General features: G+C 37.8%; 20 protein-coding genes. 14 read left to right on the top strand and 6 right to left on the bottom strand.

Translation table 11 applies throughout. From position 1 onward, the window contains the following. Positions 1-64 precede the first annotated feature (64 nt). The gene (locus BV906_RS03000) at positions 65-496 is read right to left on the bottom strand and encodes a S1 domain-containing RNA-binding protein (RefSeq protein WP_087971979.1); all 432 of its coding nucleotides are present in this window, start codon (positions 494-496) and stop codon (positions 65-67) included. A 226-nt stretch (positions 497-722) separates the two neighbouring features. On the opposite strand from BV906_RS03000, the gene BV906_RS02995 reads away from it, so the two are divergent. Then, complete coding sequence (locus BV906_RS02995; RefSeq protein ID WP_087971978.1) at positions 723-1,577, top strand: DegV family protein; 855 nt, start codon at positions 723-725, stop codon at positions 1,575-1,577. A gap of 238 nt (positions 1,578-1,815) precedes the next feature. Here the strand turns inward: BV906_RS02995 and BV906_RS19705 are convergent, their stop codons facing one another. Continuing rightward, a complete protein-coding gene (locus tag BV906_RS19705; protein WP_281254111.1) occupies positions 1,816-1,938 on the bottom strand; it encodes an aspartyl-phosphate phosphatase Spo0E family protein in 123 nt (40 codons plus the stop codon). Positions 1,939-2,206: 268 nt separating this feature from the next. Here BV906_RS19705 and BV906_RS02985 point away from each other — a divergent pair, with 268 nt between their 5' ends. The 5 genes from BV906_RS02985 (at position 2,207) to BV906_RS02965 (ending at position 10,576) form a co-directional block, all read left to right on the top strand. Next, positions 2,207-3,424 (top strand): EAL domain-containing protein, encoded by a 1,218-nt coding sequence (locus BV906_RS02985; protein WP_087971976.1) that lies wholly within the window; start codon positions 2,207-2,209, stop codon positions 3,422-3,424. Between the two features lie 385 nt (positions 3,425-3,809). Continuing rightward, on the top strand, positions 3,810-5,000 hold the full coding sequence (locus BV906_RS02980) for an exonuclease SbcCD subunit D (RefSeq protein ID WP_087971975.1): 1,191 nt from the start codon (positions 3,810-3,812) through the stop codon (positions 4,998-5,000). 27 nt (positions 5,001-5,027) lie between these two features. Continuing rightward, positions 5,028-8,120: an AAA family ATPase gene (locus BV906_RS02975; protein ID WP_087971974.1), complete on the top strand. Its 3,093-nt coding sequence runs from the start codon at positions 5,028-5,030 to the stop codon at positions 8,118-8,120. An 81-nt stretch (positions 8,121-8,201) separates the two neighbouring features. After that, a complete protein-coding gene (locus tag BV906_RS02970; protein WP_087971973.1) occupies positions 8,202-8,858 on the top strand; it encodes a ribonuclease H family protein in 657 nt (218 codons plus the stop codon). A gap of 545 nt (positions 8,859-9,403) precedes the next feature. Continuing rightward, a complete protein-coding gene (locus BV906_RS02965) occupies positions 9,404-10,576 on the top strand; it encodes a hydroxymethylglutaryl-CoA synthase (protein WP_087971972.1) in 1,173 nt (390 codons plus the stop codon). A 65-nt stretch (positions 10,577-10,641) separates the two neighbouring features. On the opposite strand, the gene BV906_RS02960 is transcribed toward BV906_RS02965, so the two are convergent. Together BV906_RS02960 and BV906_RS02955 are read right to left on the bottom strand one after the other, a co-directional pair. Further along, positions 10,642-10,971: a hypothetical protein gene (locus BV906_RS02960; protein WP_087972160.1), complete on the bottom strand. Its 330-nt coding sequence runs from the start codon at positions 10,969-10,971 to the stop codon at positions 10,642-10,644. A gap of 90 nt (positions 10,972-11,061) precedes the next feature. Further along, positions 11,062-12,444 (bottom strand): class II fumarate hydratase, encoded by a 1,383-nt coding sequence (locus BV906_RS02955; protein WP_087971971.1) that lies wholly within the window; start codon positions 12,442-12,444, stop codon positions 11,062-11,064. Positions 12,445-12,776: 332 nt separating this feature from the next. Here BV906_RS02955 and BV906_RS02950 point away from each other — a divergent pair, with 332 nt between their 5' ends. The 4 genes from BV906_RS02950 (at position 12,777) to BV906_RS02935 (ending at position 17,129) form a co-directional block, all read left to right on the top strand. Then, a complete protein-coding gene (locus BV906_RS02950; protein WP_087971970.1) occupies positions 12,777-13,991 on the top strand; it encodes a glycosyltransferase in 1,215 nt (404 codons plus the stop codon). Next, a complete protein-coding gene (locus BV906_RS02945) occupies positions 13,960-14,685 on the top strand; it encodes an HAD-IIB family hydrolase (protein WP_245843803.1) in 726 nt (241 codons plus the stop codon). Before BV906_RS02950 ends, BV906_RS02945 begins: the two co-directional genes overlap by 32 nt. Before the next feature lie 161 nt (positions 14,686-14,846). Further along, positions 14,847-16,238, top strand: a complete 1,392-nt coding sequence (locus BV906_RS02940; RefSeq protein WP_087971968.1) for an NAD-dependent succinate-semialdehyde dehydrogenase — start codon at positions 14,847-14,849, stop codon at positions 16,236-16,238. A gap of 120 nt (positions 16,239-16,358) precedes the next feature. Further along, complete coding sequence (locus BV906_RS02935; RefSeq protein WP_176330258.1) at positions 16,359-17,129, top strand: protein kinase domain-containing protein; 771 nt, start codon at positions 16,359-16,361, stop codon at positions 17,127-17,129. On the opposite strand, the gene BV906_RS19080 is transcribed toward BV906_RS02935, so the two are convergent. After that, complete coding sequence (locus BV906_RS19080; RefSeq protein ID WP_176330247.1) at positions 17,126-17,362, bottom strand: hypothetical protein; 237 nt, start codon at positions 17,360-17,362, stop codon at positions 17,126-17,128. The genes BV906_RS02935 and BV906_RS19080 overlap by 4 nt on opposite strands. Positions 17,363-17,581: 219 nt before the next feature. Here BV906_RS19080 and BV906_RS02925 point away from each other — a divergent pair, with 219 nt between their 5' ends. The 3 genes from BV906_RS02925 (at position 17,582) to BV906_RS19700 (ending at position 22,253) form a co-directional block, all read left to right on the top strand. After that, positions 17,582-18,550, top strand: coding sequence for a bile acid:sodium symporter family protein (locus tag BV906_RS02925; RefSeq protein ID WP_087971966.1), 969 nt, complete (start codon positions 17,582-17,584; stop codon positions 18,548-18,550). Positions 18,551-19,027: 477 nt separating this feature from the next. Beyond that, positions 19,028-20,080: an FUSC family protein gene (locus tag BV906_RS02920; protein ID WP_087971965.1), complete on the top strand. Its 1,053-nt coding sequence runs from the start codon at positions 19,028-19,030 to the stop codon at positions 20,078-20,080. Positions 20,081-20,270: 190 nt separating this feature from the next. Continuing rightward, on the top strand, positions 20,271-22,253 hold the full coding sequence (locus BV906_RS19700; RefSeq protein ID WP_245843801.1) for a methyl-accepting chemotaxis protein: 1,983 nt from the start codon (positions 20,271-20,273) through the stop codon (positions 22,251-22,253). Between the two features lie 45 nt (positions 22,254-22,298). Here the strand turns inward: BV906_RS19700 and BV906_RS02910 are convergent, their stop codons facing one another. Beyond that, on the bottom strand, positions 22,299-23,765 hold the full coding sequence (locus BV906_RS02910; RefSeq protein ID WP_087971964.1) for a potassium/proton antiporter: 1,467 nt from the start codon (positions 23,763-23,765) through the stop codon (positions 22,299-22,301). A gap of 143 nt (positions 23,766-23,908) precedes the next feature. On the opposite strand from BV906_RS02910, the gene ybaK reads away from it, so the two are divergent. Next, positions 23,909-24,391 (top strand): Cys-tRNA(Pro) deacylase, encoded by a 483-nt coding sequence (gene ybaK, locus BV906_RS02905; RefSeq protein ID WP_087971963.1) that lies wholly within the window; start codon positions 23,909-23,911, stop codon positions 24,389-24,391. The last annotated feature ends 115 nt before the right edge of the window (positions 24,392-24,506 follow it).

Genomic DNA, 24,506 nt, shown 5'->3' with positions numbered 1-24,506 from the left:
GACAAGCAAAAAGGCAAGCCGTTTGTATTCTACGGCTTGCCTTTATCTATTTGTATACTATTAATTATCCGCGTCGACCGCCTCTGCCGCCCCGTTTTGACTCGGTACTGCGTTTGAGGGTATATAAATTTTCCTCACTTGATTTTAAGAAACTAGCCATTTTATCTTCAAAACTTTCCTTAGGTTTGAAATTTCCTTTTGGACGAGAGTCTCTGGAATTTCTATTTCCCTGGCGTTGTGGACGCTGGGAATAGCCTTCAGGTCTGTCTATAGCCTTTTTAATGGATAAGGAAGTTTTACCGTCCTTCTCACTGATAACTTTCACTTCAATTTCATCGCCTACAGTAAGATGATCATTCACATCCTTTACATAGCTGTCAGCCACTTCACTGATATGCACAAGGCCTGTTTTTCCTCCGGGTAATTCTACAAATGCTCCAAAATTAGTGATACCTGTAACCTTACCTTTTACCTTACTACCTACTTCGATTGACAAAAATTTTCCCCCTCAAAATTGATAACACAAATTTATTATACCAAGGATGGAATACAATATCAATTGGATGTTGAAGGATTTTTGAATTCCATATTAATTCTTACATAATATCAATATATACGGCTACATATAATATATTTAGTATCTGATATTAATACTTGGTATAATAATTAATTCCCTGTATAATCTTATATTAATAATAAAAATAGAGGGGGACTAAAGTTTAATGGCAAAGAAGAAAATTGCTTTCGTGACAGATAGTACCGTTTTTTTGACAGAGGAATTACGATCGCATCCTGATGTATATATAGTGCCAATGGTAGTTATCTCGGAGGGGAAGGAATATGAGGATGGTGCTGCGTTGTCCACAGAACAATTGTATGACATCATTCGGAAAAACAAAGAAGTACCTAAAACCTCTCAACCTTCCATAGGCAGATTTAAGGATTTGTACGAACAATTAAAAAAAGATTATGATCATGCAATAGCCATTCACGTTTCTTCCAAACTAAGTGGAACAATTTCTAGCTCAACAGCAGGTAAAAATCAGGCGGACTTTGATGTGGAAATTATTGATTCTTATTCTCTTTCCTTCGCAATCACGACGCTTCTTCAGAAAGGGGTTCTATTGGCAGAAGCCGGTGCCGATATCGATAAAATTGCCAATGAACTTCGGGAAGAAACAAAAAGATCAAAAAATTTAATCCTGTTGGGAAGTTTGGAGCAGTTGTATAAAGGTGGCAGAATGTCCAGTGCTCAATTTTTACTAGGCAATTTACTTAAAATTAAACCTATACTTTCCATAAATCCGGACGGAGAACTTGCTGTTTATGAGAAGGTACGTTCAGAGAAAAAAGCAACAAAAAAACTAGTCGCATTATTAAAACAATCCTGTGAAGAAAATCAGGTTACAGAAATAGGTATTATGCAAGGTAATTCACTAAATAGGGCAGAGGAATTAAAAGCAATGATTTTACAGGAAATCCCGGAATTAAAAATTACCATTGGAGATATTAGTTCATCACTCGCTGTCCATGGTGGGGAAGGAACATTGGCAATGTTCTGGAATATTGGAAACTAAATTTAGTTTGAGAGTATCGTTTGTTCGTTTAGAAGCTTTATTTTTTTGACTCGTCATTACAATTATAAGTATGTTGTTAGTTTATTGATTAATTGGGGACTGGTGTACAAGCAGAAAGTAGACAACTTGTTTGATGAGTTGACTGCTTTTTTTCATTTAAGCCGTTGAGATATGAAATGATGCTACTCCTCTAACATGAGAAAAATCAGGGAGTGACCACAGTGCCCCGTTAAATGACTTAACACTTCGTTAAGTTGTTTAGCAATGAGTCTAACTCCTGACTGCATGCTATTGTTTCACTGGAGGATAACCCGTTTCTTTGTGCGAGCGAAAACATTTCATTTCTTTTTCTAACGATCATCAAGATGATTGATTCTCTATCAATCTTATTCTTTTCTATCAACATGATTTCACCTTAACCTTATCTAAATTTATCACGCTTAGTATTATCTCAAATATGAACGAATAAAGAAATAGCTTCGACAAAGGAAGACAAAATGATATATTATCCTACACCCGAAAGGTTAGAGGGAAATTTTGGCAGAGCAAGCAATTGACAATGAATTCGACAAAATCCGAGGGGTGATAGGGAACGTTTATGGTATAATTTTGGGGTGGAGGTGATTGGTTTGGATCCGTTAGATGTTATGTTAAATCTGGATCAAGTTGTTCCATATTATAAACCTGTAATAAGTGCTGACACTCAATTGATTGTCGGTTATGAGGTTATTGCTTTTTATCGGGAAGCGGATGGTAGTTTGGAAAATCTTGACTGGTTTTTTGATGACTCGTCCATACCTGATGATTTTCGTCTAGAAGTGAATAATTATATACAACAAAAGGCTATCGATAAACTAATGAATGAAGAACAGTCGATACTACTGACATTTTACTATGAGGCTGATTTATTAGTTAGGGATAATGGGGAGGCTTTATTATCTATACTGCATAACAATCAGGAAAAGGGATTAGATCTGCATCGAATTGTCATTGAGATTAAGAATACATCCGTAACGGAGCAACTGGATAACTTAGATAATTTGATCAAGTATATGAAAACACTAGGTGTTCGTATCTCACTCCATATGGAACAACCAAATGGAAGTCTTGATCGATTGGCAATCCTGCAGCCGAATATAGTTAAAGCAGATACTGGGTTTTTGAAAGACGATTTATTGCCACATTTATATAGGGATGTTCATTACTCCCTTGCGATGCTTTCGAGGAAAATTGGTGCTGCATTATTATTCAAAGGAATTTCCTCGTATAATCAGCTTAACTATGCCTGGAGAAGTGGTGGTCAATATTATCAGGGACGTTACTTAAAGGAACCACAAGCAGAATTTGTTGACCAGAATAGCTTGCAAGAATTTATTCAAACAAACTTTCGCCAATTTGTTAGTTTTGAGAGAAAAAAGGTACTGGCTCAATTACATCTTATGGAACAACTTAACAAGCAGTTCAGAACGACATTAATGACAATTAAGGCCGAAACTGCTTATGATGACACGATTCTTACGGTCGGAAATGCCTGTAGCGATTTTGCATTTCGGGTATATATTTGTAATGAAGAAGGAATTCAATTATCTTCCAATGCGGAGAAAAATCAGGACGGGGAATGGGAATTGGTGAAAAAAGGAAGAAATAAAAATTGGAGCTGGCGTCCTTATTTCCTTGAAAATATTATGCGAATGAATGTCGAGAAAAAAGGGTTGCTCTCTGATTTGTATACAGATATAAAAAAGGCCGAACTAATTCGAACGTACTCCTATCCTCTTACAGATAAACGATATATTTTCCTGGATGTACCGTATGAATATTTGTATGAACAGGAAGGTCTGTTATAATCTTACACACTTACGGAATACTTTGGGGTCTCACTTCAAGGTATTCCCTTCCCGGCAACCCACAAAAATCCACATCATGATAAACTAGTACCATACAAACTAAAAATCTACTACTAGAGGTTGTTCAAAAAGTCCGTTGAAAATGACACATCGAATTTCGCACGAATGCTTTCTTTTCCGTTACTCACGTATTAATTGCATACGTTGAACAGAATTCTGCACCTCCGTCTACAAGTATATTCGGGGGAGAGGATTCCTCGGTGCAAGCAAGCATTGAAGCAAATTCACTGAAGTAGGCTCGCCGCCTCGAACTTCTCGGTCCTTTTTATCCTCCTTTTTGAACACAGACTACTATTAAAATATAAAACAATTGGGGGAGAAATATATGAAGTTTTTCCATACAGCGGATTGGCATTTAGGTAAACTTGTACAAGGTGTTTATATGACCGAGGAACAACGGTATGTCCTGAAGCAATTCATTGAGGCGATAGAAGAAGAGAAACCAGATGCTGTTATCATTGCCGGCGATTTATATGATCGTGCAGTACCACCAATTGAAGCAGTTCACCTTCTGGATGAAGTGTTGGAGACAATCGTATTAAAATTAAAAACCCCGGTTATCGCTGTAGCCGGTAACCATGACAGTCCAAGCCGTCTAAATTTCGGAAGCAGCATCATGAAAAATAATGGTTTTCATATTGTCGGTAACTTTACAGACGATTTTAAACCGGTCACCCTAAACGATGAGCATGGGGAAGTACATTTTCATTTAATACCATATTGTGATCCGAGTATGGTGCGTAATGTTCTGGATAATGATGAAATCCGTTCGCATAATGATGCAGCAGAAAAAATTATCGATCAGATAAAGCAAGAGATGGATCCGACCAGCAGGCATGTAGCGGTTGGACATGCATTTATAACTCCATTTGGCGAAGAGGAAGAAAATACAAGTGATTCGGAACGTCCACTTTCTATTGGTGGGGCTGAATATGTGGATGCACATCATTATATGCCATTCCATTATACTGCTTTAGGGCACTTGCATCAGGCGCACCATGTGTTGGATGAGAAGATCCGTTATTCCGGTTCCATTTTAAAATATTCAATTTCTGAAGAGCATCATAAAAAAGGGTTCCATATTGTAGAGATGGATGCAGAAGGAAATATAACACTTGCGAAACGTCTGCTGCAGCCAAGGCGGGATATCCGAACGGTTGAAGCGACATTGGAGGAATTATTAACACACCCTATTAATGAAGATTATGTTTTTGTGAAACTACTAGATGTGGCACCCGTTCTTTCGCCAATGGAAAAGGTCAAATCTGTATATCCGAATGCAATGCATGTGGAGCGAACTAATCATGGCCTTTCATCAGCATCGGAACAAAATGAGAAAACGGTAAACCGCAGTAAAATGAGTGATCTGGATTTATTTAAAGCTTTCTATAAGGAAGTAAAAGGCGACGAAGCACCTGAGGAAACGGAAGCGATTTTCATAGAAGTGCTAGATGATTTGTTAAAAGAAGCGAATGAAACTAACACGGATACGAAGAAGGAAGTTTTATCAAACTAAGGCATATGGCAGAAAGGAGACTAAACATTGAAACCACTCAAATTAACGATGACGGCTTTTGGACCATATAAAAATACAGAAGTTATTGATTTTACCGAGTTGAATGGAATGAATTTATTTGCGATTTCCGGGAATACCGGTGCAGGGAAAACGACCATCTTTGATGGGATTGCCTTCGCATTATATGGTAGTGCAAGTGGAACGGACAGAGAAGATAATAAAATGCTTCGCAGTGATTTTGCTGATGACAGTGTCCATACATCCGTAGAATTGGAATTTGCTTTGAAGCAAAAAGTTTATCGTGTTTTCCGCCAATTGGGCCATGTGAAAAAAGGGAATAAATCGAGAACAGGGGAGCGCTATGAGTTTTTTGAAAAAATAGATGACAAAGAGATTCCATGTGTTGACAGGCAAATCGTTTCCGAAATAGATAGGAAGGTCGAAGAAATAATTGGTTTGACACAGGATCAGTTTAAGCAGATTGTTATGCTTCCACAGGGGGAGTTTCGTAAACTACTAACCTCTGAAACAGAGAATAAGGAAGCCATTTTGCGCAGGCTTTTCAAAACGGAGAATTACAAGCAATTAAATGAACTGCTAAGAAGTAAAAAAACAATCGTGGAGCATGACTTTAATCAAATGAAACAAACGAGGGACCATTATATCGGAAATATCTCTTCAGTTTTACCTATTCGCGATGAATCCTTATTAACTAGTGTCTTTGCAGCAGAACATTATAATGTCCACCAGGTTATTGCGGCTTTGGAAGAAGAAGCAGAATTTTACCAGAAACAAATTACCTCGGATGAAGAAAAATATAAAGAGACATATAATGCACATGATAAGGAACAAAGGGCATATCACCAGGCCCAGGCATTAAATGAACGTTTTCTTGAAAAGGATCAGAAGGAGAAGTTATTAAAAGAACTAGAAATCCGGGTCCCTGAATTTTCAGAAAAAGAAAAACAACTGGAAGCAGCAGAACGGGCAAGCACGATTGAAGTTTATGAAAAACAAGTAGAGGATTGGCGTAAGGAAGAAAAGTTGAAAGTACAAACACTTGTAAGTGCTGATGCTGCTGAAAAAACTGCTGTAAATAATCTAGAAAAGGCAGAACAAGCCTATAAAGGGGAAGAAAATAAAAAGGAACAACGTGAAACAGTAGGTAAAACACTTGATCGACTTCAAGATCATTTACCGGTTGTAAAAGATATTGATGAACGAAAGCAGTATTTAGCTGATCTTGCTAGTAAAGGTAAGCAAACATATACTGCCCTTGAGAAAGTAAAAGCGAAACTTAATGAACACAACCAGCAATCTGAAAACTATAAGCAACAAATAGATGAATTAGACAAAGCTATAAGTCATTTGCCAGATAAGCATCAGAAATTAACTGAGATGCGAGAAAAGGCAAGGGTATTGCAAGGTTATAAAGAATTGACAGATAAGCAGGGGAAACTTGCTAAAGATGTAACATATAAAGAGAAAGAGTATGTGAACACAAAAGAAACCTATATGAATCTGGAGAAGGCATGGCTTGCGAATCAGGCGATTGTTTTGGCGAACCATTTACATGATGGTGAGGAATGTCCTGTTTGTGGAAGTTTATCACATCCGAATAAGGCAACAACTGAAGAAGATATGGTAACGAAAGAGCAATTGGAAGCATTTAAGAAAAAACTGGATATGAAGGATGAATTATACCGAAATGCTGCTGCAGATGTAAAAGTAAATTTAGCCCAGCTTGCAGATAAAGAAAAAGAAATTTCAAGCTATGGAATTAAACTGGATGCAATCACATCGTTATTTAGCCAATTGGTGGAATCAGGAAAGCATTTAGCAAAAGAAGTTAAAGAGTTAACAGCTTCAAGGGAGCAATTAATGAAGCTGAAAGAAATACAAGAAAAGATTGTTGTAGAAATCAAGCAATTGGAGCCTGAACGGGAGAAGCTCGACAGGACATATCAAGAGCAAAGAACGACATATAAAGCCGATTTGGCAGTGTATGAGGAAAGATTACGCAACATTCCAGAAGCAGTAAGAGTCTTAACTGAGTTGCAGAAACAAATTAATGAAGCTAGCGCCACTAAAGTACGTCTTGAAAAAGCATGGGAAAATGTCCAGACTTTATTTCAGAAAACGAAAGAGGAATATACAAAAGCAGTCTCCAACACTGCACATGCAAAATCCCAATTACAAGAAACGAAAAATAAGCGGGAAAGTTTTGAACAGCAATTTAAAGATGCACTCCATGAAGCTGCATTTGTCTCTGAAGAAGCATACCATCAAGCAAAGATGTCTCCGGAGAATCTACAAACACAGAAGGTAGAAATCAAGCAATTTAATCAACAACTTGTAACTATGAAACAACAAGTTACCGATTTAAAGGATGTATTAAAAGAGAAAACACGCGTAGATCTAACAATGCTCGGCAAGAGGCTAGAACAGCTAAAACAGGATTATGAGCTGGCATTGAATCAATTAAATCGTTCTAAAGAGCATCAACGGGAAGCGGCTGACTTAAAAATAAATATTATGGAAGCAAACGAGCATGTTAGGGATAGTGAAAAAAAACTTGGAGTGATTTCGGATCTATATGATGTTATTCGAGGACAGAACGGCCGGAAAATTTCATTTGAACGCTATTTGCAGATTGAGTATTTAGAACAGATCATTGATGCGGCAAATAGCAGGTTGAAAGAACTATCGAATGGGCAATATTATTTGACGAGAAGTGACAGGCAGGAGTCCCATGGAAAACAAAGTGGCTTAGCACTTGACGTCTATGATTCCTATACAGGACAAACCCGTGATGTGAAAACTTTATCTGGTGGAGAGAAGTTTAATGCTTCCTTATCCCTTGCGCTTGGAATGTCCGATGTTATCCAAAGCTTCCAAGGCAATATATCCATTAATACGATGTTTATTGATGAAGGATTTGGTTCCCTTGATGAAGAATCATTGACGAAAGCAATCGATACATTAATTGACTTACAACAATCAGGTAGGATGATTGGCGTTATCTCCCATGTACAGGAACTAAAATCTTTATTCCCTGCAACATTGGAAGTAACCAAAACAAAAGAAGGCCATAGCCAGACAAAGTTTGTTGTGAAGTAATTTAGGTGAAAATCGGGGAGTTGAAGGCGTTGCTCTGGGGTATCCTATTAGGAGATTAAATGTAGTAAGGGTGATACTGTCATGAAGGTTAGGATTGAATTGTCATACAAAACACCAAAAGGTACGGAGGCGACATTTACTTCCGATGAGCTGCGGGCTGCACATGCGATTTTAATTGCTGAGGATTTGGTGAAAACCGGGCGCGTTAAACAGTTAACATTTATTGATAGTCACGAAAATTCATGGACAATGAAGGAATTGAAAAAGTTCATGGAAGGAATTCAAACCGAACCACATAATGTGAAGGTTTATTTTGATGGTGGCTTCGATTTGAAGGATAAAAATTCAGGCTTAGGCTGTGTGATTTATTATGAAAAAAATAATAAAGCATATCGACTCAGGAGAAATGCACTCGTTCAAGAGTTGAATACGAATAACGAGGCTGAATATGCTGCATTGCATCTTGGTTTACAGGAACTGGATCTGCTAGGTGTTCACCATTTACCAGTTACATTTGTTGGTGATTCCAAGGTCGTTATCAATCAGTTAAATGGGGAGTGGCCATGTTATGAGGCGGAGTTATCCATATGGATCGATCGGATTGAGGCAAAATTTGAGAAACTGGGGATTACACCAGATTATGAAATCATTTCACGCAAATTGAATCGTGAGGCAGATCATCTAGCATCACAAGCTTTAAGTGGAACGAATATCACGAGTACGATGGAACTATCCTGAACCTGAATACGATTGAAATATGTGTCCATCTACTGTTTAAAAGAGAAAGCTCAGGTGAAAAAGAATGTTTTATCTGAGTTTCTCTTTTAGATCATTTCGACAAAACTGGGGGAATGACAATATCCAAAAGTGTAGGCGACCGTTTAGAAGCGATAGACTGGACTGCACCGCAGGAGATAAAGGAAACACGGCGAACGGAGTGAGTCGATGTTGACTTTCACCACAAGGGTATAAGTGCGACTAAGCCTCATTCCTTCGTCAGTCGGCAAGTCTTCTTTATCGGACGGAGGTGTCAGGAAGTCTGTGAGCTCCTGGGAGCCGCAACTAGCCACAACTTGTATAGACATATGTACTATTTATAGAGTCTACAAAACTCGTGGAGTGAAAGGCACTCATAGTTGCTTTTTTAGGTGTGGTTATATTATCATTTACATATTGGATTTTGAGCGGAAGATGTATTTGTGAATCCTATCACGAAGCAATAGCTTATACATACTACTTTTTTCGTTATAAAAATAATACATAAGTAGATAAGGAGAATAACATTGAATATTGGTATAGATAAAATTGGTTTTTATGCACCACATTTATATGTTGATATGAACAATTTAGCTCTAGCAAGAAACGTAGAGCCAGCTAAATTTACAATCGGTATCGGTCAGGAGAAGATGTCGATTGCTCCGATTACACAGGACCCTGTTACATTAGCCGCAAATGCTGCCCTGGAGATTTTAGATGAGCAGGATAAGGAGAAAATAGATTTCGTTATATTTGGTACAGAATCAGGTATTGATAACTCAAAATCAGCAGGAGTCTATGTTCACGGCTTACTCGGATTAAACCCACATGCCCGTTCAGTTGAATTAAAGCAGGCTTGCTATGGTGCAACAGCAGCAATTCAAATGGCAAAAGGACATGTTGCATTAAATCCGGAGAGTAAAGTATTGGTACTAGCTTCTGATATTGCAAGATACGGCCTGAACACTTCCGGAGAATCTACACAGGGTGCTGGAGCCGTTGCATTAGTTATCAGTGCAGATCCGAAAATTTTGGCATTAGAAGATAAAAGTGCTTATTTGACAGATGATATTATGGATTTTTGGCGACCAATTTATTCGGATAAAGCTTTCGTTGACGGCAAATTTTCTAATGAGCAATATATTTTATTTTTCCAAAAAGTATGGGAATCGTATAAATCAAAATCTGGCTTAGGACTTGCTGACTTTGAAGCGATCTGCTACCATTTACCATACACAAAAATGGGACTCAAGGCATTGAGAACTGTTTTGGAACAAGGAACAGAGAAAGATCAAGAGAGATTAGTGGAGAATTACCAGATTAGTACCACATATAATAGAAATGTGGGAAATATTTACACTGGTTCACTTTATTTGAGTTTACTTTCACTTCTTGAGTTAAATGAAAATTTACAGGCTGGCTCCCGAATTGGCTTATTTAGTTATGGATCTGGAGCAGTTGGAGAATTCTTTACTGGCATTCTGCAACCAAATTATCGTGAGCATTTACATGTTGATTATCACAAACAATTATTTGATACAAGAACAGAAGTATCCGTACCAGAGTATGAAGAAATTTTTGAGAAAACATTACCTATCGATGGTTCAACGGTTGAATTTGATATTGATAGTGACCCTGCAACCATTTGTTTGTCAGGGATGAAGGATAATATGCGTTTGTATATTAACAAGCACAACTAAGATAACACTCAAGAGACCAGATTGTAGAGAAAAATTCAATCTGGTCTTTTTGTCGCGAATTTTTACTATGATTTATATTCGGCATTGTACGAATTACTTCCTGCATGTACAGAAAGTAGTGTATTTGCATACCCAACAAGTCTGTTTACAATTTCATCTGCAATGGAATATACGAGGGGGTGCAATGCTTGATCATATAATTCTGGATCGTCAAAAATTATTGTTGTGTTGATGAAAATATTCTGATTCCCCCATAAATTGTAATGAATAATAGCTTTACCTGCTGCCCCGCCGGTTTTCCTGTCTTCAAATCCGGGCAAAAAAACATACCATTCTTCAGCCGTAGACGAGCGGAAGTTTTTCGTGAATTTTAAGCCATTTATTTCTTGTTCCATGCGCCTTTTTAAAATAGGGTCTATAACTTCAACCACATTATTCTTCTTCAAGCTACCACCTCTTGGAATTTATTGTTACCTTCAAAATAGTTAAACCATCCCTTTAGGATTTAATGCCTTTATAATCTCTGGCGTGTCTAAATTCCTTTCCTGAAGTACTTGCTTTATTGTTACATTTTTATCATCCGCTTCTTTTCCAATTTGAGATGCAAGATCAAACCCCATAATAGGGCTTAAAGCAGTTACGAGTGCCAGGCTCTCCTGCATGTAATTATTGCAAATTTGCTCATTACCCTGAATGCCGATGATACATTTATTTACCATTGTAGGAATAGTGTTTGAGAGTATTTCAAGTGAATCCAGTAAGGTGTGAGCGATTAGTGGCATCATGACGTTAATTTCTAACTGACCTGCCATCCCGGCCGTTGCAATTGCGGTTTCATAGCCGATAACTTGGCAGCATACCATATGGGTCATCTCTAAAATAGCCGGATTAACTTTTCCTGGCATAATTGTTGAGCCGGGTTGAACAGATGGAAGGGTGATTTCAGCTAAACCTGTTCTTGGGCCAGATGCTAATAGGCGTAGATCACTAGTTATTTTAATTAGATGAATGGATAATTCTTTTAATGCAAGCATCGTACGAATCGGTGCATTTGTATTTTGTATAAACTGGAACATATTTGACGGTTCACGAAAAGGCAGGTTTGTCCGTTTGCAAACTTCTGCAATGACCTTTGGGATGTATTCGGGTGGTAAGTTCATCTTTGTACCGATTGCTTGTCCACCTAATCCTATTTCATATAACGCGTCAGTTGTCTCTTCAATTTGCTGGTAGGTAGACTTGATTGTTTCCGCATAACCGGAAAATTCCTGTCCTAATCTGATCGGTAGAGCATCGTGTAAATGTGTCCTTCCTGATTTCATGATGGGCATAAACGCAATGGATTTTTTCTCGAGCTCCTTTTGTAAATGTGAAACAGACGGTAGTAGTCTTTGATTAATAATTTCTGCAGCTGCTATATGGATTGCTGAATGAAATGTGTCGTTCGTTGATTGAGTCATGTTCACATGATCATGTGGATGCACGTGATGTGAATCTAACCTTCCATTTAAGATTTCTGAAGCCCGACTTGCAATTACCTCATTAATATTCATATTTTGGGATGTCCCGGCTCCTGCTTGATACACATCAACGACAAACTGGTCATCAAATTTCCCTTCAATTACCTCCTCTGCAGCTTGAATGATCGCCTCTCCAGTAGTTTTAGAAAGTCTACCCAATTCCATATTTGTAAAAGCAGCAGAAGCTTTAATTATTCCTTGTGCTTTAATAAAAGTCCGAGGTAGATGCCTTCCGCTAATTTGAAAATTATTAATGGCACGTTGGGTTTGTGATCCATAATAAGCATCCTTGGGGACCATAATTTCTCCTAGAGTATCTCTTTCTTTACGATGATTGGAAGAATTCATTTATTTAGCTCCTAACATATTATAGAGGTGTATGTAATCATTCATTTTATTGTTTCCTGAGCTGAAGTAATTTATTAACAAGATTCTGAGGAGTATATGATTAAATGTAGAGTAATGAAGTAATCTGCAAGGTTTACCGTTACACAAAAATGAGGACTAGAACATAACAGTTGAAAACATATTGTCCCAGAGTTTTATTTTTATGGAATATCATTTTATTTTTAGTATGTACTGATGGAAAATACAAACTTTAGTTGGATTGCTAAATGTTTAGCTGGAGAAAATCAGGGAAATAGAAAAAAGAGATAATTAAGTTAAGGAGATGTTGTGTTTTGGGGAAAAGAGTTCTCTTTATTTCAGATCACGGAGATCCACTAGCGAAGCTCGGAGGCGAGCAATCTGGTGGACAGAACAACTATGTTAAACAACTGGCGCTTGCATTAGATGATAAAGGAATAAAAATTGATTGTATTACACATTGGAGTAACCCTGAAGCACCGATGATAGAGGGATTTGGTGAAAACTGCCGGGTTATTCGGATAGCGGCAGGACATAAAGGATATATGCCGAAAACGAAAATGTATCGGCTATTAACAACTTTTTATGAAGAACTCAGACAAACAGTACAGCTCGAATCCTATGATATTATTCATTCCCATTATTGGTTATCCGGGTTGCTTGGCCTATATATAAAAGATGAATATAACAAACCACTTGTTCATACATCACATTCGCTTGGTGCGGCCAAATTAGAAGCACAGGAAAAGGTAGAACAAAGGCGTCTGCGTGCTGAAAAAATGATATTGCAAGGGGCAGATCGGGTTATTGCTACTACTCCAAGTGAACGGAATTTAATTAAGAAGTTTGCGGGAAATGATGTGAAAGTGGAACTTTCTTCGATTGGCGTCGATCCCGTATTTCATCCATATACGAAAAGAAAGCAATCTAGTTCATCAACTTTTGCTTTTGCGGGACGACTTGAAAAAACAAAAGGAATATATACATTGCTCGAAGCTTTTCAAGATATTCATATGCAATCGAACCGTCCACCCCGTCTCGTTATTGCTGGAGGAGGAGAAAATGATGTAGATTCCATCGCGAAAATACCATATGATTCAGATTTAAGAGGGATGATAAAAGGAATGGAATCATATGTTGATTTTATTGGTCCACAGTCCCAAGGAGAACTGGCTGAATTATTCAATATGGCTACTGCTGTAATCGTACCTTCCTATTATGAATCCTTTGGAATGGTTGCTGCAGAAGCACAGGCATGTGGAACACCTGTCATCGCATCGGATGTAGGTGGTTTAAAGAATGTAGTTGCAGATAAGGAATCTGGATTACTGACTAAGCCGAAATGCTCCAAACAATTAGCAGAAGCAGTAAATGAACTGACATATGACAGTCTTTTAGTAAAAAGACTCGGGGTACAAGCATCTAAACGTGCGAAGAACTATTTCAACTGGGATACAATTGCCCAGCAAATGAGTAAGACATATGAGGTGTTAAGCGATGTCGGCAGTCACGCACATGTTGGCGACTGACCTTGATGGCACCTTTGTTGGTGATACGAATGGTCTAAAGCTACTAATCAATTATTATGAAAGTCTGCCATACGAAGTTACATTGGTTTATATAACAGGCAGACATCTTGAATCAGCAACTTCTCTTATCAAAGAAGAAAACCTCCCTATACCGAAACTCCTCGTGACAGATGTTGGTACAAGTATTTATGAAGGAGATACCTGGCAAGCTGATCCTAAGTGGCAGAAAAAAATGAAGAAGGATTGGAACCCGGATGCCATTCGTGCAGTCGCTAAGGACTTTCCGCAAATTAGGGTTCAACAGTTACCGGATGACCGTCGAGTTTCTTTTCAAATAGAAGCAGATAACAGTTCTGCATTGGCGGGGAAGTTTAAAATGGCTCTTGAAACGGCTGGGATTGCGCATAAATTTATATTCAGCTCAGGCAGAGATATTGATATTTTACCGACCGGCAGTGGTAAGGGTGAGGCACTTCGTTTTATTGTGGAAAAATACACAAATAGTGATACCTCCATTCTTGTGGCGGGTGACTCCGGTAATGATCTGGAAATGTTGACATTGGGTTATCCATCTGTCATCGTTGCCAATTCACAAGAAGAGCTGCTGGAGATTGAGGAGCACCCCAAATTATACCGGGCAACGAAGAATTGCGCTGGAGGAATACACGAAGCTTGGATGCACTTCTATGGCTGAGTACACTTTCATTCCATAAGTTTTGTTGGTAGATAGTCTAGGTTTAACTCTAGGCTATCTGTTTGTCCTTGGTGCCCCCCAGGTACTAGTTTACTATCCACTAATTAAACAAGGAGTATAATCAAACGATAAGAACCCTAATTATACAGGAGGTTTTAATTATGTCTGAAACACAATCAATGATTGATGTATTCAACCCGGCGAATGGAGAGAAGATTACCTCTATTGCGCTTGGGGGAAAGAAAGAGGCATCTGCTGCTGTTGATGCTGCATATGAAGCGTTCAAGGAATGGTCGGAAAGAACTGCATATGAACGCAGCAATCTGTTAATGAAATGGCATGACTTAATTGAGGAAGAATTGGAAGAACTGGCGAGAACAATGACAATGGAACAAGGTAAACCACTGAAGGAAGCAAAAGGTGAAATCATTTATGCAAACAGCTTCATTTCTTGGTATGCAGAGGAAGGGAAGCGAATCTACGGTGAAACGATTCCCTCGTCTTCACGCAATAAAAGAATATTAGTTCACAAACAGCCTGTAGGAGTCATCGCAGCAATTACTCCGTGGAACTTCCCTGCGGCGATGATTACAAGGAAAGTTGCACCGGCACTTTCGGCAGGCTGCACAGCGGTTGTAAAACCTGCAAGTGCTACCCCACTTACTGCAATAAAGCTTGGTGAACTGGCGTTAAAAGCGGGAATTCCCGAAGGAGTATTGACTATTTTACCTGGTGATTCCGGTGAAATAAGTGATGCTTGGATGGAAGATACAAGAGTCCGTAAAATCTCTTTTACAGGCTCAACCGAAGTCGGTAAATTACTTATGGAAAAATCAGCTGCTACCGTAAAGAAAATCTCATTGGAGCTTGGGGGACATGCTCCACTCATCGTAATGGAAGATGCTGACCTAGACAAAGCAGTAGAAGGTGCAGTTGGATCAAAATTCCGCAATGCTGGACAAACATGTGTCTGCAGTAACCGGATCTACGTACATGAAAATATTGTGGACGTCTTTAATGAAAAATTTAAAGAAAAAGTGGCTGAATTAAAAATTGGAAATGGTCTTGAAGAAGGTGTCGATGTTGGACCGCTCATTGATAAAGATGCCTTTGAAAAGGTAAATAAACATATCCAGGATGCATTGGATCAAGGCGCTGAACTCCTTTACGGTGGTAAGTGCTATGAGGAAGGTAATGGATTTTTCGTTGAGCCTACGGTGATCGCAAATATTTCTGATGATATGCTTTGTATGAATGAGGAAACATTTGGCCCACTGGCACCAGTGTCCACATTTACTTCTGAGGATGAAGTGATTAAACGTGCAAACAACTCAGCCTATGGCCTTGCCGCATACCTATTCACTGAAAATATTTCCAAGGCAGTTCGTGTTGGCGAAAAACTGGAATATGGGATTGTTGGTATCAATGATGGACTACCATCAACAGCCCAAGCACCATTCGGTGGATTCAAAGAAAGTGGGATTGGCCGGGAAGGTGGCCATCAGGGGATGGACGAGTATTTAGAAGTGAAGTATTTTTCAATCGGAATATAGAGAATGGAAAGACCTGTTGAAGATTTGTCCAACAGGTCTTTTCATTTCCAAAACATAACTTTCCCGAATATAATAAGAGCGATACTATTTAGAATTCATAGGGAAGTGGTAGCCATATTGATGAAATTCTTTCTGGATAACTATTATAAAAACGGACAATTGTTGAATAATCATTATGAGATTTTGAAATTAATTGGTTCCGGGAGTTTTGGAATGGTATATCTCTGCAGGGATGTAAGAGAAAATGAAATAAGAGTTGTGAAGCAGCTTAGGACAAGTAAGCGAATTAAAAAAGATGGTTTGCATCTTTTCACAAATGAGATATCGATTCTTAAAAAAATGAATCATCCCAATCTCCCGAAACTTTATAATTCTTTTTCACTGAAAAAGAATTATTTTTATGTGATGAATTACATCGAGGCAGATAACATAGACGACCAAATCTTTTCACATAATAAAACATTTAATGAGGAAGAATCATTAAGCACATTTTCAAAGTTGCTTAAAATGGTTGATTATCTACATAACCAACATATTTACCATCAGGATTTGAGAATACCGAATATTATGTTGAAAGAGTCGGAGCCCTTTTTAATCGATTTTGGTCTTGCTAAGGATATGAGCAAAACATGGCAAAATCAGAGGGGAGAGGTTGAGAAGATGAAACAGCAGGATTATTACGACCTGGGAGATATATTGCTGTTTCTGCTTTATACCACTTATTCGACTAGAAATAAAAAAGCTCTTCCATGGACGGAAGAACTTACGTTGGAACAAGAGACGGTATACTTACTGAAAAGACTATTGGGCATAGAAAAGCGCTATGATACTACTTCAGAAATTAAAGCAGATTTTAAGAAGGCACTTCAAGCATGCAGAAAACAAAATTAGCTGCTACTGTATCTTTTTCTGTTTTTATAGCGTTTGCTTCCGCTCATTGGAGACTGTCTAAACCGGTGATTACTACTACTGCTTCCACGGCGATAGCCATATTTGCGATCACTACTGCTTCCGCGATGATAACGATATCGGTCATCACTGCTTCTTTTACGGTACCTGCTATGTCTTCTTCCGCTACTTCCTTGAGAGAGGTGTTTTAATTGCTTCATTAACTTTTTAAACATCTGAATCACCTTTCTTTCCAAAGCACAATATATTTTAGTGTTGTAATTATACCATACAAAAAAATATAATCATTTATAATAAATTACTATGTTTATTTTAAATTGAGTGAAAAATTTCTATCTTTCTTCTTGTTTTTATGCTAAAATCATCAATTAATCGGATGTTAATTGTTAATTCAAATAGTTTTCCGTTTATTTTTCATAGAGGGGGCAATATAGTTGAAGACGATAGGGAAGATTAGTAGTTTTGCTCAAAGCACGTTCGCATTATGGGTAATTATTTTTGCATTATTTAGTTTTTTTGTTCCGGAAGGCTTTACATGGATTGCTCCACATATTTCACTCCTGTTAGGTATCATAATGTTTGGAATGGGGCTTACACTTAAAGCAGGTGATTTTAAAGGGATAATTAAAGCACCTAAAAGTGTATTAATTGGGGTTGTGGCACAGTATACCATCATGCCATTGCTTGCATTTGGACTGGCATACCTTTTTCAATTGCCGGCAGAAGTAGCGGTCGGCGTCATTTTGGTTGGGTGCTGTCCGGGTGGAACTGCTTCTAATGTAATGACTTTTATGGCAAAAGGAAATACAGCTTTATCTGTAACGATCACATCCATTTCAACATTATTAGCACCAATTTTAACACCTGCCTTGACATTGTTGTTAGCAAGTCAATGGCTTCCAGTATCTTTCGGGGCTATGTTTATGTCGATTGTACAGGTTGTATTACTACCAATCGCATTAGGGGTAATAGTTCGATTGATGTTCAGTAAACAAGTGAAGAAAAGTGTTACTGCATTACCACTTGTCTCAGTTATTGGGATTGTTGCGGTAGCATCTGCAGTTGTTGCAGTGAATAAAGAATCTATCATCACAACAGGATTACTTATTTTTGCAGTTGTTGTACTACATAATGTTTTAGGTCTTCTGGTTGGATTCTTATTAGCTAAAGTATTTAAATTGGATTTAGATGAACAAAAAGCAGTATCGATTGAAGTTGGCATGCAAAATTCAGGACTTGGCGCCACATTAGCCATGGCACACTTTGCTCCAATTGCTGCTGTACCAAGTGCAATCTTCAGTGTCTGGCATAATATTTCTGGACCACTTTTGGCAACCTGGTGGGGAAAAAGAAGTGATAATAAAGGTATAGACGATTCAACTAAAAATAATAAGATAAGCTAAAACGTTTTGAGAGTTAAAAGTATATGAAAACGAAAAAAATCTGTAACGCAAAATACGATTCTTTGCGATACAGATTTTTTTATGTATAAAATAAGAACAACACATTCGACAAAAATCGGGAAGTGACAATATTTAGGAAGTGTAGGCGACCGTTTGGGAGCTATTAGACTGCGCCCCACAGGACGAGGATGGTTTAAAGTATCCACGTGATGTGGCGTTCTTGTTGAACATTCCTTCGCCGGAGATAAAGGAAACACCTTAAGCTGAAAGCGAATGGATGTTGACTTTCACCACGAGGGTATAAGTGCGACTAAGCCTCTAACAAGAAAGTCAGTCGGCAAGTCTACTTTATCGTGGTCAGAACTAAATAAACGGAAATAGACAAAAATCGGGGAGTGACGGCCACTGTTCAGTTTTTGGGAAGTGACAGTTTTTGTTTAAAGGGGTATACTATTTGCTAGTGAGGTGCAGAGAGAAATGGATTTTAATATTGGGCCGCGGATGGTGAAAACTGGTCTAGCGGTTGCTTTGACATTATTAATAACAGGTATCTTAGAGATGGAGCTGGAAATTGTAGCTGCAATGGCTGCGGTATTGGCAATGCAGCCCTCCATTATGCGCTCGTTTAAATATATAAAAGAAGTTGTCATTTCTAATGGAATCGGTCTGATATTTGCATTGCTTGGAATGGTTTTGGTTGGTAATAATCCAATCTCAGTAGGGGCAGTAGTAATTATATCAATTGCAATCAATATCAGGCTTGGATTGAATAAAACGGTGAGCCTAACCGTGTTGACCATTGTGAATATGATGCTTGCGAGTTATGAAGATACAATTAATATCATTTATGTTTTAGAACGATTATCACTTGTTGGTATCGGTGTAATCTCAGCATTTATTGTAAATGTTCTCGTATATCCACCTGATCATCAGAAAATCTTATTTAGTATGATTAAAAAAGCTAGTGAAAAGACAAATTTCTTGTTGCGAGTTATTCCAAATAAAACAATGAGTGTCCCCCATATGAAAGATGAAGACAGGGAAGTTGAAAAACTAATCAATAAATCTAGGGATTATTTTGAAATTATATCTGATGAGAGAAATAGTTTATTCATCCGTAAGAGAATCGATTTCTTACGCAATATCGTTATATATAAACATATGATTCGGGTACTGCGCAAGAAACATACTTTAATTCAGCAACTTGAAATAAATCTTGAAAATATAGAAGTTATTGAGAGTGGAAAATCACATTTAATTAAAAATCTCGTAAGTGAAATGAATACCTATAGTGAGAATGTATTGTTAATGTATGAAGATAGAATTATTTTAGATAGTGATCTTCAAAAAGAAACTAAAATTGCAATGCGGATTACGATTAATAATTTGATTGAAACACTGCAAGGATCTGATTATGAAAAATGGGAATATGTATTTCCAATTGCAAACAGTATCATTGAACTCTTTTATGAGCTTGATAAACTCGAAAGATTTGTTCGAATGAAAGAGATACGTAGAAATAAGCAGTAGGCTACTAAAAATACCGCTACCAACTATTTAAAGTTTGGTAGCGGTATTTTTTATGCTTTCGAACCCTAATATATTATTGATTTACTAGATGAAAGTGATTTTAGATGAAATGTTCTACACAAATACACTTTTCGGACCGATATTAATTCAGGGTGTAAACATAAAAGACGATACATAAGGAGATTACTAGATGAAAAAGATATTTGCAACAAATAGTTTAAAAAAGAAATTAATTACGATATTTCTAGCAATAACAATTATTCCATTGGTTGTTACGATTGCTCTAATTTCTCTTACGACATCCAATGGTTTTAATAAACTGATAACGGATCAACAAGCTAATATGGAACATATCATTCAATCTGAATTTGATAATGTGGCGGGAGATCTTCTAGATATTACCAAAATATATTCACAAAACACGGATTTTGCTGAGGCGCTTCATGTAGATGACCGTGATACACTGCTTAATCTAGTAAATGGGGTTTATTCACGTTTGAATTCTGAACACAACATTGAAGTCCTTGAATTTGGTGATAGCAATGGAATGGTTTATTTCAGAGGACATGAACCGACAACATTTGGGGATGACAAAAGTGATATAGAAGCGATTCAATATGCTCTAGAAGGGGAGTCTATATCCGGTTTTGAATTTGGAAAATCGGGTCTATCTGTACGTGCCTTTTCCCCGATTCTGTTGAATAATGAAATAATCGGGACACTGCAAATGGGAGTGGATGACACATTCCTAAATCAAATGAGTGAAAAACTACAGGGAGTAACCATTGACTTATATAATACAGGAGGAGAAATTGTTCAGTCTTCTGTACCAGAAAACATCGGAGGGAAATTAGATGATGGAACCGTTTTAGCATCGGTTATTGGAGGAGAAAAGGTCGCAGAAACGGATGATCAAACAATGAATTCTTATTTACCGATGATTGATCCAACGGGAAATGATACGATTGGGGTCATTGGAATAACTCAAGATATATCGACAATGAAGGAAACAAATCAGCAAATTTTGTCGATTGGATTGCTGATTGCGTTAATTGTCTTAATTATCGTGTCGATTGTATCTGTCATCTTTAGTGGTTCTATTGCGAATCCAATTCGAAGGATCTCCGAGTTAATGATTGAGCTATCAAAAGGTAATTTGAGGTTGGCGATAAAGGACAGTAAACGAAATGATGAGATTGGCCAATTGACCAAATCCATGCAGGTAATGAGGGATAATTTGCATGACACATTATCACAGGTTGCCACAGCATCCACAAATGTTGCTTCCCAAAGTGAGGAAATGACGCAATCATCAGTAGAAGTTAAAAGTGGTTCGGAGCAAATTTCAATGACGATGCAGGAAATTGCTGCGGGAACCGAAAGACAGGCAAACAGTGCAAGTTCATTGGCAAGCACGATGGGTAATTTTTCCTTAAATATACAGGAGACAAATGTAAAGGGTGAACAAGTAAGGCGCTCTTCCGAAGATGTTCTCCAATCAACAGTTGAAGGCAAGCAACTAATGGATTTATCGAATCAGCAAATGGTTAAGATTGATAGAATTGTGCAGGAATCTGTAACGAAGATGGAGGAACTCGACAAGCAATCACAGAAAATTTCCAAGCTAGTTGAAGTAATCCAGGGCATCGCCAGACAGACGAATCTACTTGCACTGAATGCGGCAATTGAAGCAGCGAGGGCTGGAGAGGCTGGAAAAGGCTTTGCTGTTGTTGCAGATGAAGTAAGAAAACTTGCTGAACAAGTATCTGAATCGGTAACTGAAATTACGGGATTTGTTTCTGCAATCCAATTGGAATCCAGTAATGTTGCAGATTCATTGAAAAACGGATACAAGGAAGTGGAGCAGGGTACGAGTCAAATCAAAACAACTGGTGATACTTTCTTGAAAATCAATAACTCTGTTAGCGAAATGGCAGAAACAATCCGAATCGTTTCAGAAAACCTTTCAGAAATTGAAGCTAACAGTCAGGAGATGAACAATTCTATTGAAGAGATTGCCTCTGTTTCAGAAGAAGCTGCTGCAGGCGTTGAAGAAGCTGCAGCAACCGCCGAGCAATCCGCAAGTTCCATAGAGGAAGTCGCTAGAAGCTCTGAACAACTTGCAAAACTAGCAGAAGAAATGAACGAACTAGTCGCTGGATTCAAACTATAAGAAATTAAAGTGTGGATGCTTTAAAAATATCCACTAGTATGACCTCTATTCTTTTAATATGCTCTTCATTCTTTCAACCTCATTGTCTGGGGTGAGAATGTAGAGCAGGTCATTCTCCTGGAGTGTAATATTACCATGTGGAGAAACGGTTTCACCATTACGCAGAATAAATGTAATATTTGCCTTTGTCGGTAGTCCAAGATTTTTAATTTTCTTTCCGACCGCCTTTGTATTTTCACCTATAACAATTTCTACAATTTCCAAATTATTTTTTCCTATCGATAATAACTCCATATGATTAACTTGTATATTGCTGTCAGGCTTGACCACTTTTAATTTCTCTGCTAACCATGAAATAGTTGTGCCTTGAAATAACGTTGATGTTAACACGACGAAGAATATAACGTTGAAATAAACTTGACTATTTTCAATTCCGGCTATCATTGGGAAAAGTGCGAGTACAATAGGCACTGCACCACGAAGCCCTGCCCACGATAAGAGTAATTTTTCCCGTATATTAAAGTTCATACCAATAGTGGATAGGAATGCTGCAATTGGTCTAGCTATCAACATAAGAATAAAGGATAAGAGTAGTGCTTTCCATATAATTTCCCACTGAAAAAGAGTACTTGGTATGACAAAAAGTCCAAGCGTGATAAATAGGACAATTTGAGCAATCCAGCTGAATCCCTCATTAAACTGAAGAATTGCATTTCGATGTTTTAATCCAGTGTTTCCAATGTAGATGGCTGCAGTGTACACTGCTAGTAGCCCACTTGCATTCAATAAGGATGCTCCACTATATGCGAGAAATGCAAATGAGAGGGCATGTAGAGGATAAAGCCCGCTAGAATTCAATGTAACTCTCTGCAACGCTTTATTTCCAAACCATCCAATCAGTAGACCTATGAAGAGCCCCCCGCCCATATTCCATAGAAAACTACCAAATAACCATAAAACACCATTACTTTCCATTTGTACGAATGAAATAAGTGTAACCGTAAGAAATACAGCCATCGGATCATTGGCACCTGATTCCGCTTCCAGTGTTGCTTCCAATCGATCGTTTATATTTTTTCCTTTTAACATGGCAAAAACTGCAGCAGCATCTGTAGAACCAACGAGGGAACCCATAAGTAAAGCCTCGGGCCAACTAAGCCCAAAAATGTACTTTGCAGCGACCCCCAAAATAAATGAAGTAATCACCACTCCAAGTGTGGCAAGGGATATGGAGGGGATAACGACTGGTTTAATTGTTGTCCAATTTGTTTTAATCCCACCATCAAATAAAATAACAACTAATGCCATCATTCCGATTAACTGTGCTATCTTTGGATTGTAAAAGTCAAATATATTCAGCCCTTCACTTCCAATGAGAATTCCCAGTGTGATAAAGAAAACAAGGGAAGGGGTATTAACTTTCGATGCGAATTTAGTTCCAAGGATGCTGACAATGAGTATAAGTGAAAACGCAAGGATGATAAAATTCGAATCGATAAGCTCTGGTAACATAAAAGTCCTCCATTTCTACAACATTCCTTCCGATATTAGTTTTTCTATACCCATAAAGAGGGAATGCAACACATAGGACATATTAACTAATCTAATTTATGCTAAACTAGATGTAACCATATAACACATAAGAGGGATCTGAAATGAAAAAGAAGAAAATACAAAAGACAAATGCGATTCGCATGCTGGAAAAGGAAAAAATCAGCTATTATGTCCATGAATATCCTTGGAGTGCGGAACATCTGGATGCAAAAACAGCAGCAGAAAAAATAGGAATGCCACTTGATAAAATTTATAAAACATTGGTAACCGTCGGAGAAAAAACAGGGGTAACAATTGCCTGTATTCCTGCTGAACATGAATTGGATTTGAAAGCTTTAGCAAAAGTGAGTGGCAATAAAAAAGTAGAAATGCTCGGTATGAAAGATATCGAGGCGACTACCGGATATATTCGTGGAGGCTGTTCACCAATAGGAATGAAGAAAAACTTTCCGACATATGTTGCAGCGACTGCCAAAACAATGGATAAAATTATACTATCTGCAGGGAAAAGAGGAATGCAGATTGAATTAGCACCAGCAGACTTGTTGAGCGTTACAGAAGCTGTTTACGCAGATTTAACATAATAAAAAACATCTGCTGGTTATCAGACAAACTGCACCTCCCATATACTTAAATTGGAGGTGTTTTTGTATTGCATAAAATAAGTTATGAATAGGTAGAACATCGTATAATTGTTAA

Source organism: Oceanobacillus rekensis, assembly GCF_002153375.1.
Lineage (GTDB): Bacteria > Bacillota > Bacilli > Bacillales > Amphibacillaceae > Oceanobacillus > Oceanobacillus rekensis.
This window is presented reverse-complemented; position numbering and strand designations above follow the sequence as displayed.

What these genes read in the sequence shown, in the direction of transcription:
- BV906_RS02995 (WP_087971978.1), top strand. Translation starts at nt 723, where the DNA reads ATGGCAAAGAAGAAAATTGCTTTCGTGACAGATAGTACCGTTTTTTTG.
- BV906_RS19705 (WP_281254111.1), bottom strand. Translation starts at nt 1,938, where the DNA reads ATGATCGTTAGAAAAAGAAATGAAATGTTTTCGCTCGCACAAAGAAAC.
- BV906_RS02980 (WP_087971975.1), top strand. Translation starts at nt 3,810, where the DNA reads ATGAAGTTTTTCCATACAGCGGATTGGCATTTAGGTAAACTTGTACAA.
- BV906_RS02970 (WP_087971973.1), top strand. Translation starts at nt 8,202, where the DNA reads ATGAAGGTTAGGATTGAATTGTCATACAAAACACCAAAAGGTACGGAG.
- BV906_RS02960 (WP_087972160.1), bottom strand. Translation starts at nt 10,971, where the DNA reads ATGGAACAAGAAATAAATGGCTTAAAATTCACGAAAAACTTCCGCTCG.
- BV906_RS02955 (WP_087971971.1), bottom strand. Translation starts at nt 12,444, where the DNA reads ATGAATTCTTCCAATCATCGTAAAGAAAGAGATACTCTAGGAGAAATT.
- BV906_RS02945 (WP_245843803.1), top strand. Translation starts at nt 13,960, where the DNA reads ATGTCGGCAGTCACGCACATGTTGGCGACTGACCTTGATGGCACCTTT.
- BV906_RS02940 (WP_087971968.1), top strand. Translation starts at nt 14,847, where the DNA reads ATGTCTGAAACACAATCAATGATTGATGTATTCAACCCGGCGAATGGA.
- BV906_RS02935 (WP_176330258.1), top strand. Translation starts at nt 16,359, where the DNA reads ATGAAATTCTTTCTGGATAACTATTATAAAAACGGACAATTGTTGAAT.
- BV906_RS19080 (WP_176330247.1), bottom strand. Translation starts at nt 17,362, where the DNA reads ATGTTTAAAAAGTTAATGAAGCAATTAAAACACCTCTCTCAAGGAAGT.
- BV906_RS02920 (WP_087971965.1), top strand. Translation starts at nt 19,028, where the DNA reads ATGGATTTTAATATTGGGCCGCGGATGGTGAAAACTGGTCTAGCGGTT.
- BV906_RS19700 (WP_245843801.1), top strand. Translation starts at nt 20,271, where the DNA reads ATGAAAAAGATATTTGCAACAAATAGTTTAAAAAAGAAATTAATTACG.
- BV906_RS02910 (WP_087971964.1), bottom strand. Translation starts at nt 23,765, where the DNA reads ATGTTACCAGAGCTTATCGATTCGAATTTTATCATCCTTGCGTTTTCA.
- ybaK (WP_087971963.1), top strand. Translation starts at nt 23,909, where the DNA reads ATGAAAAAGAAGAAAATACAAAAGACAAATGCGATTCGCATGCTGGAA.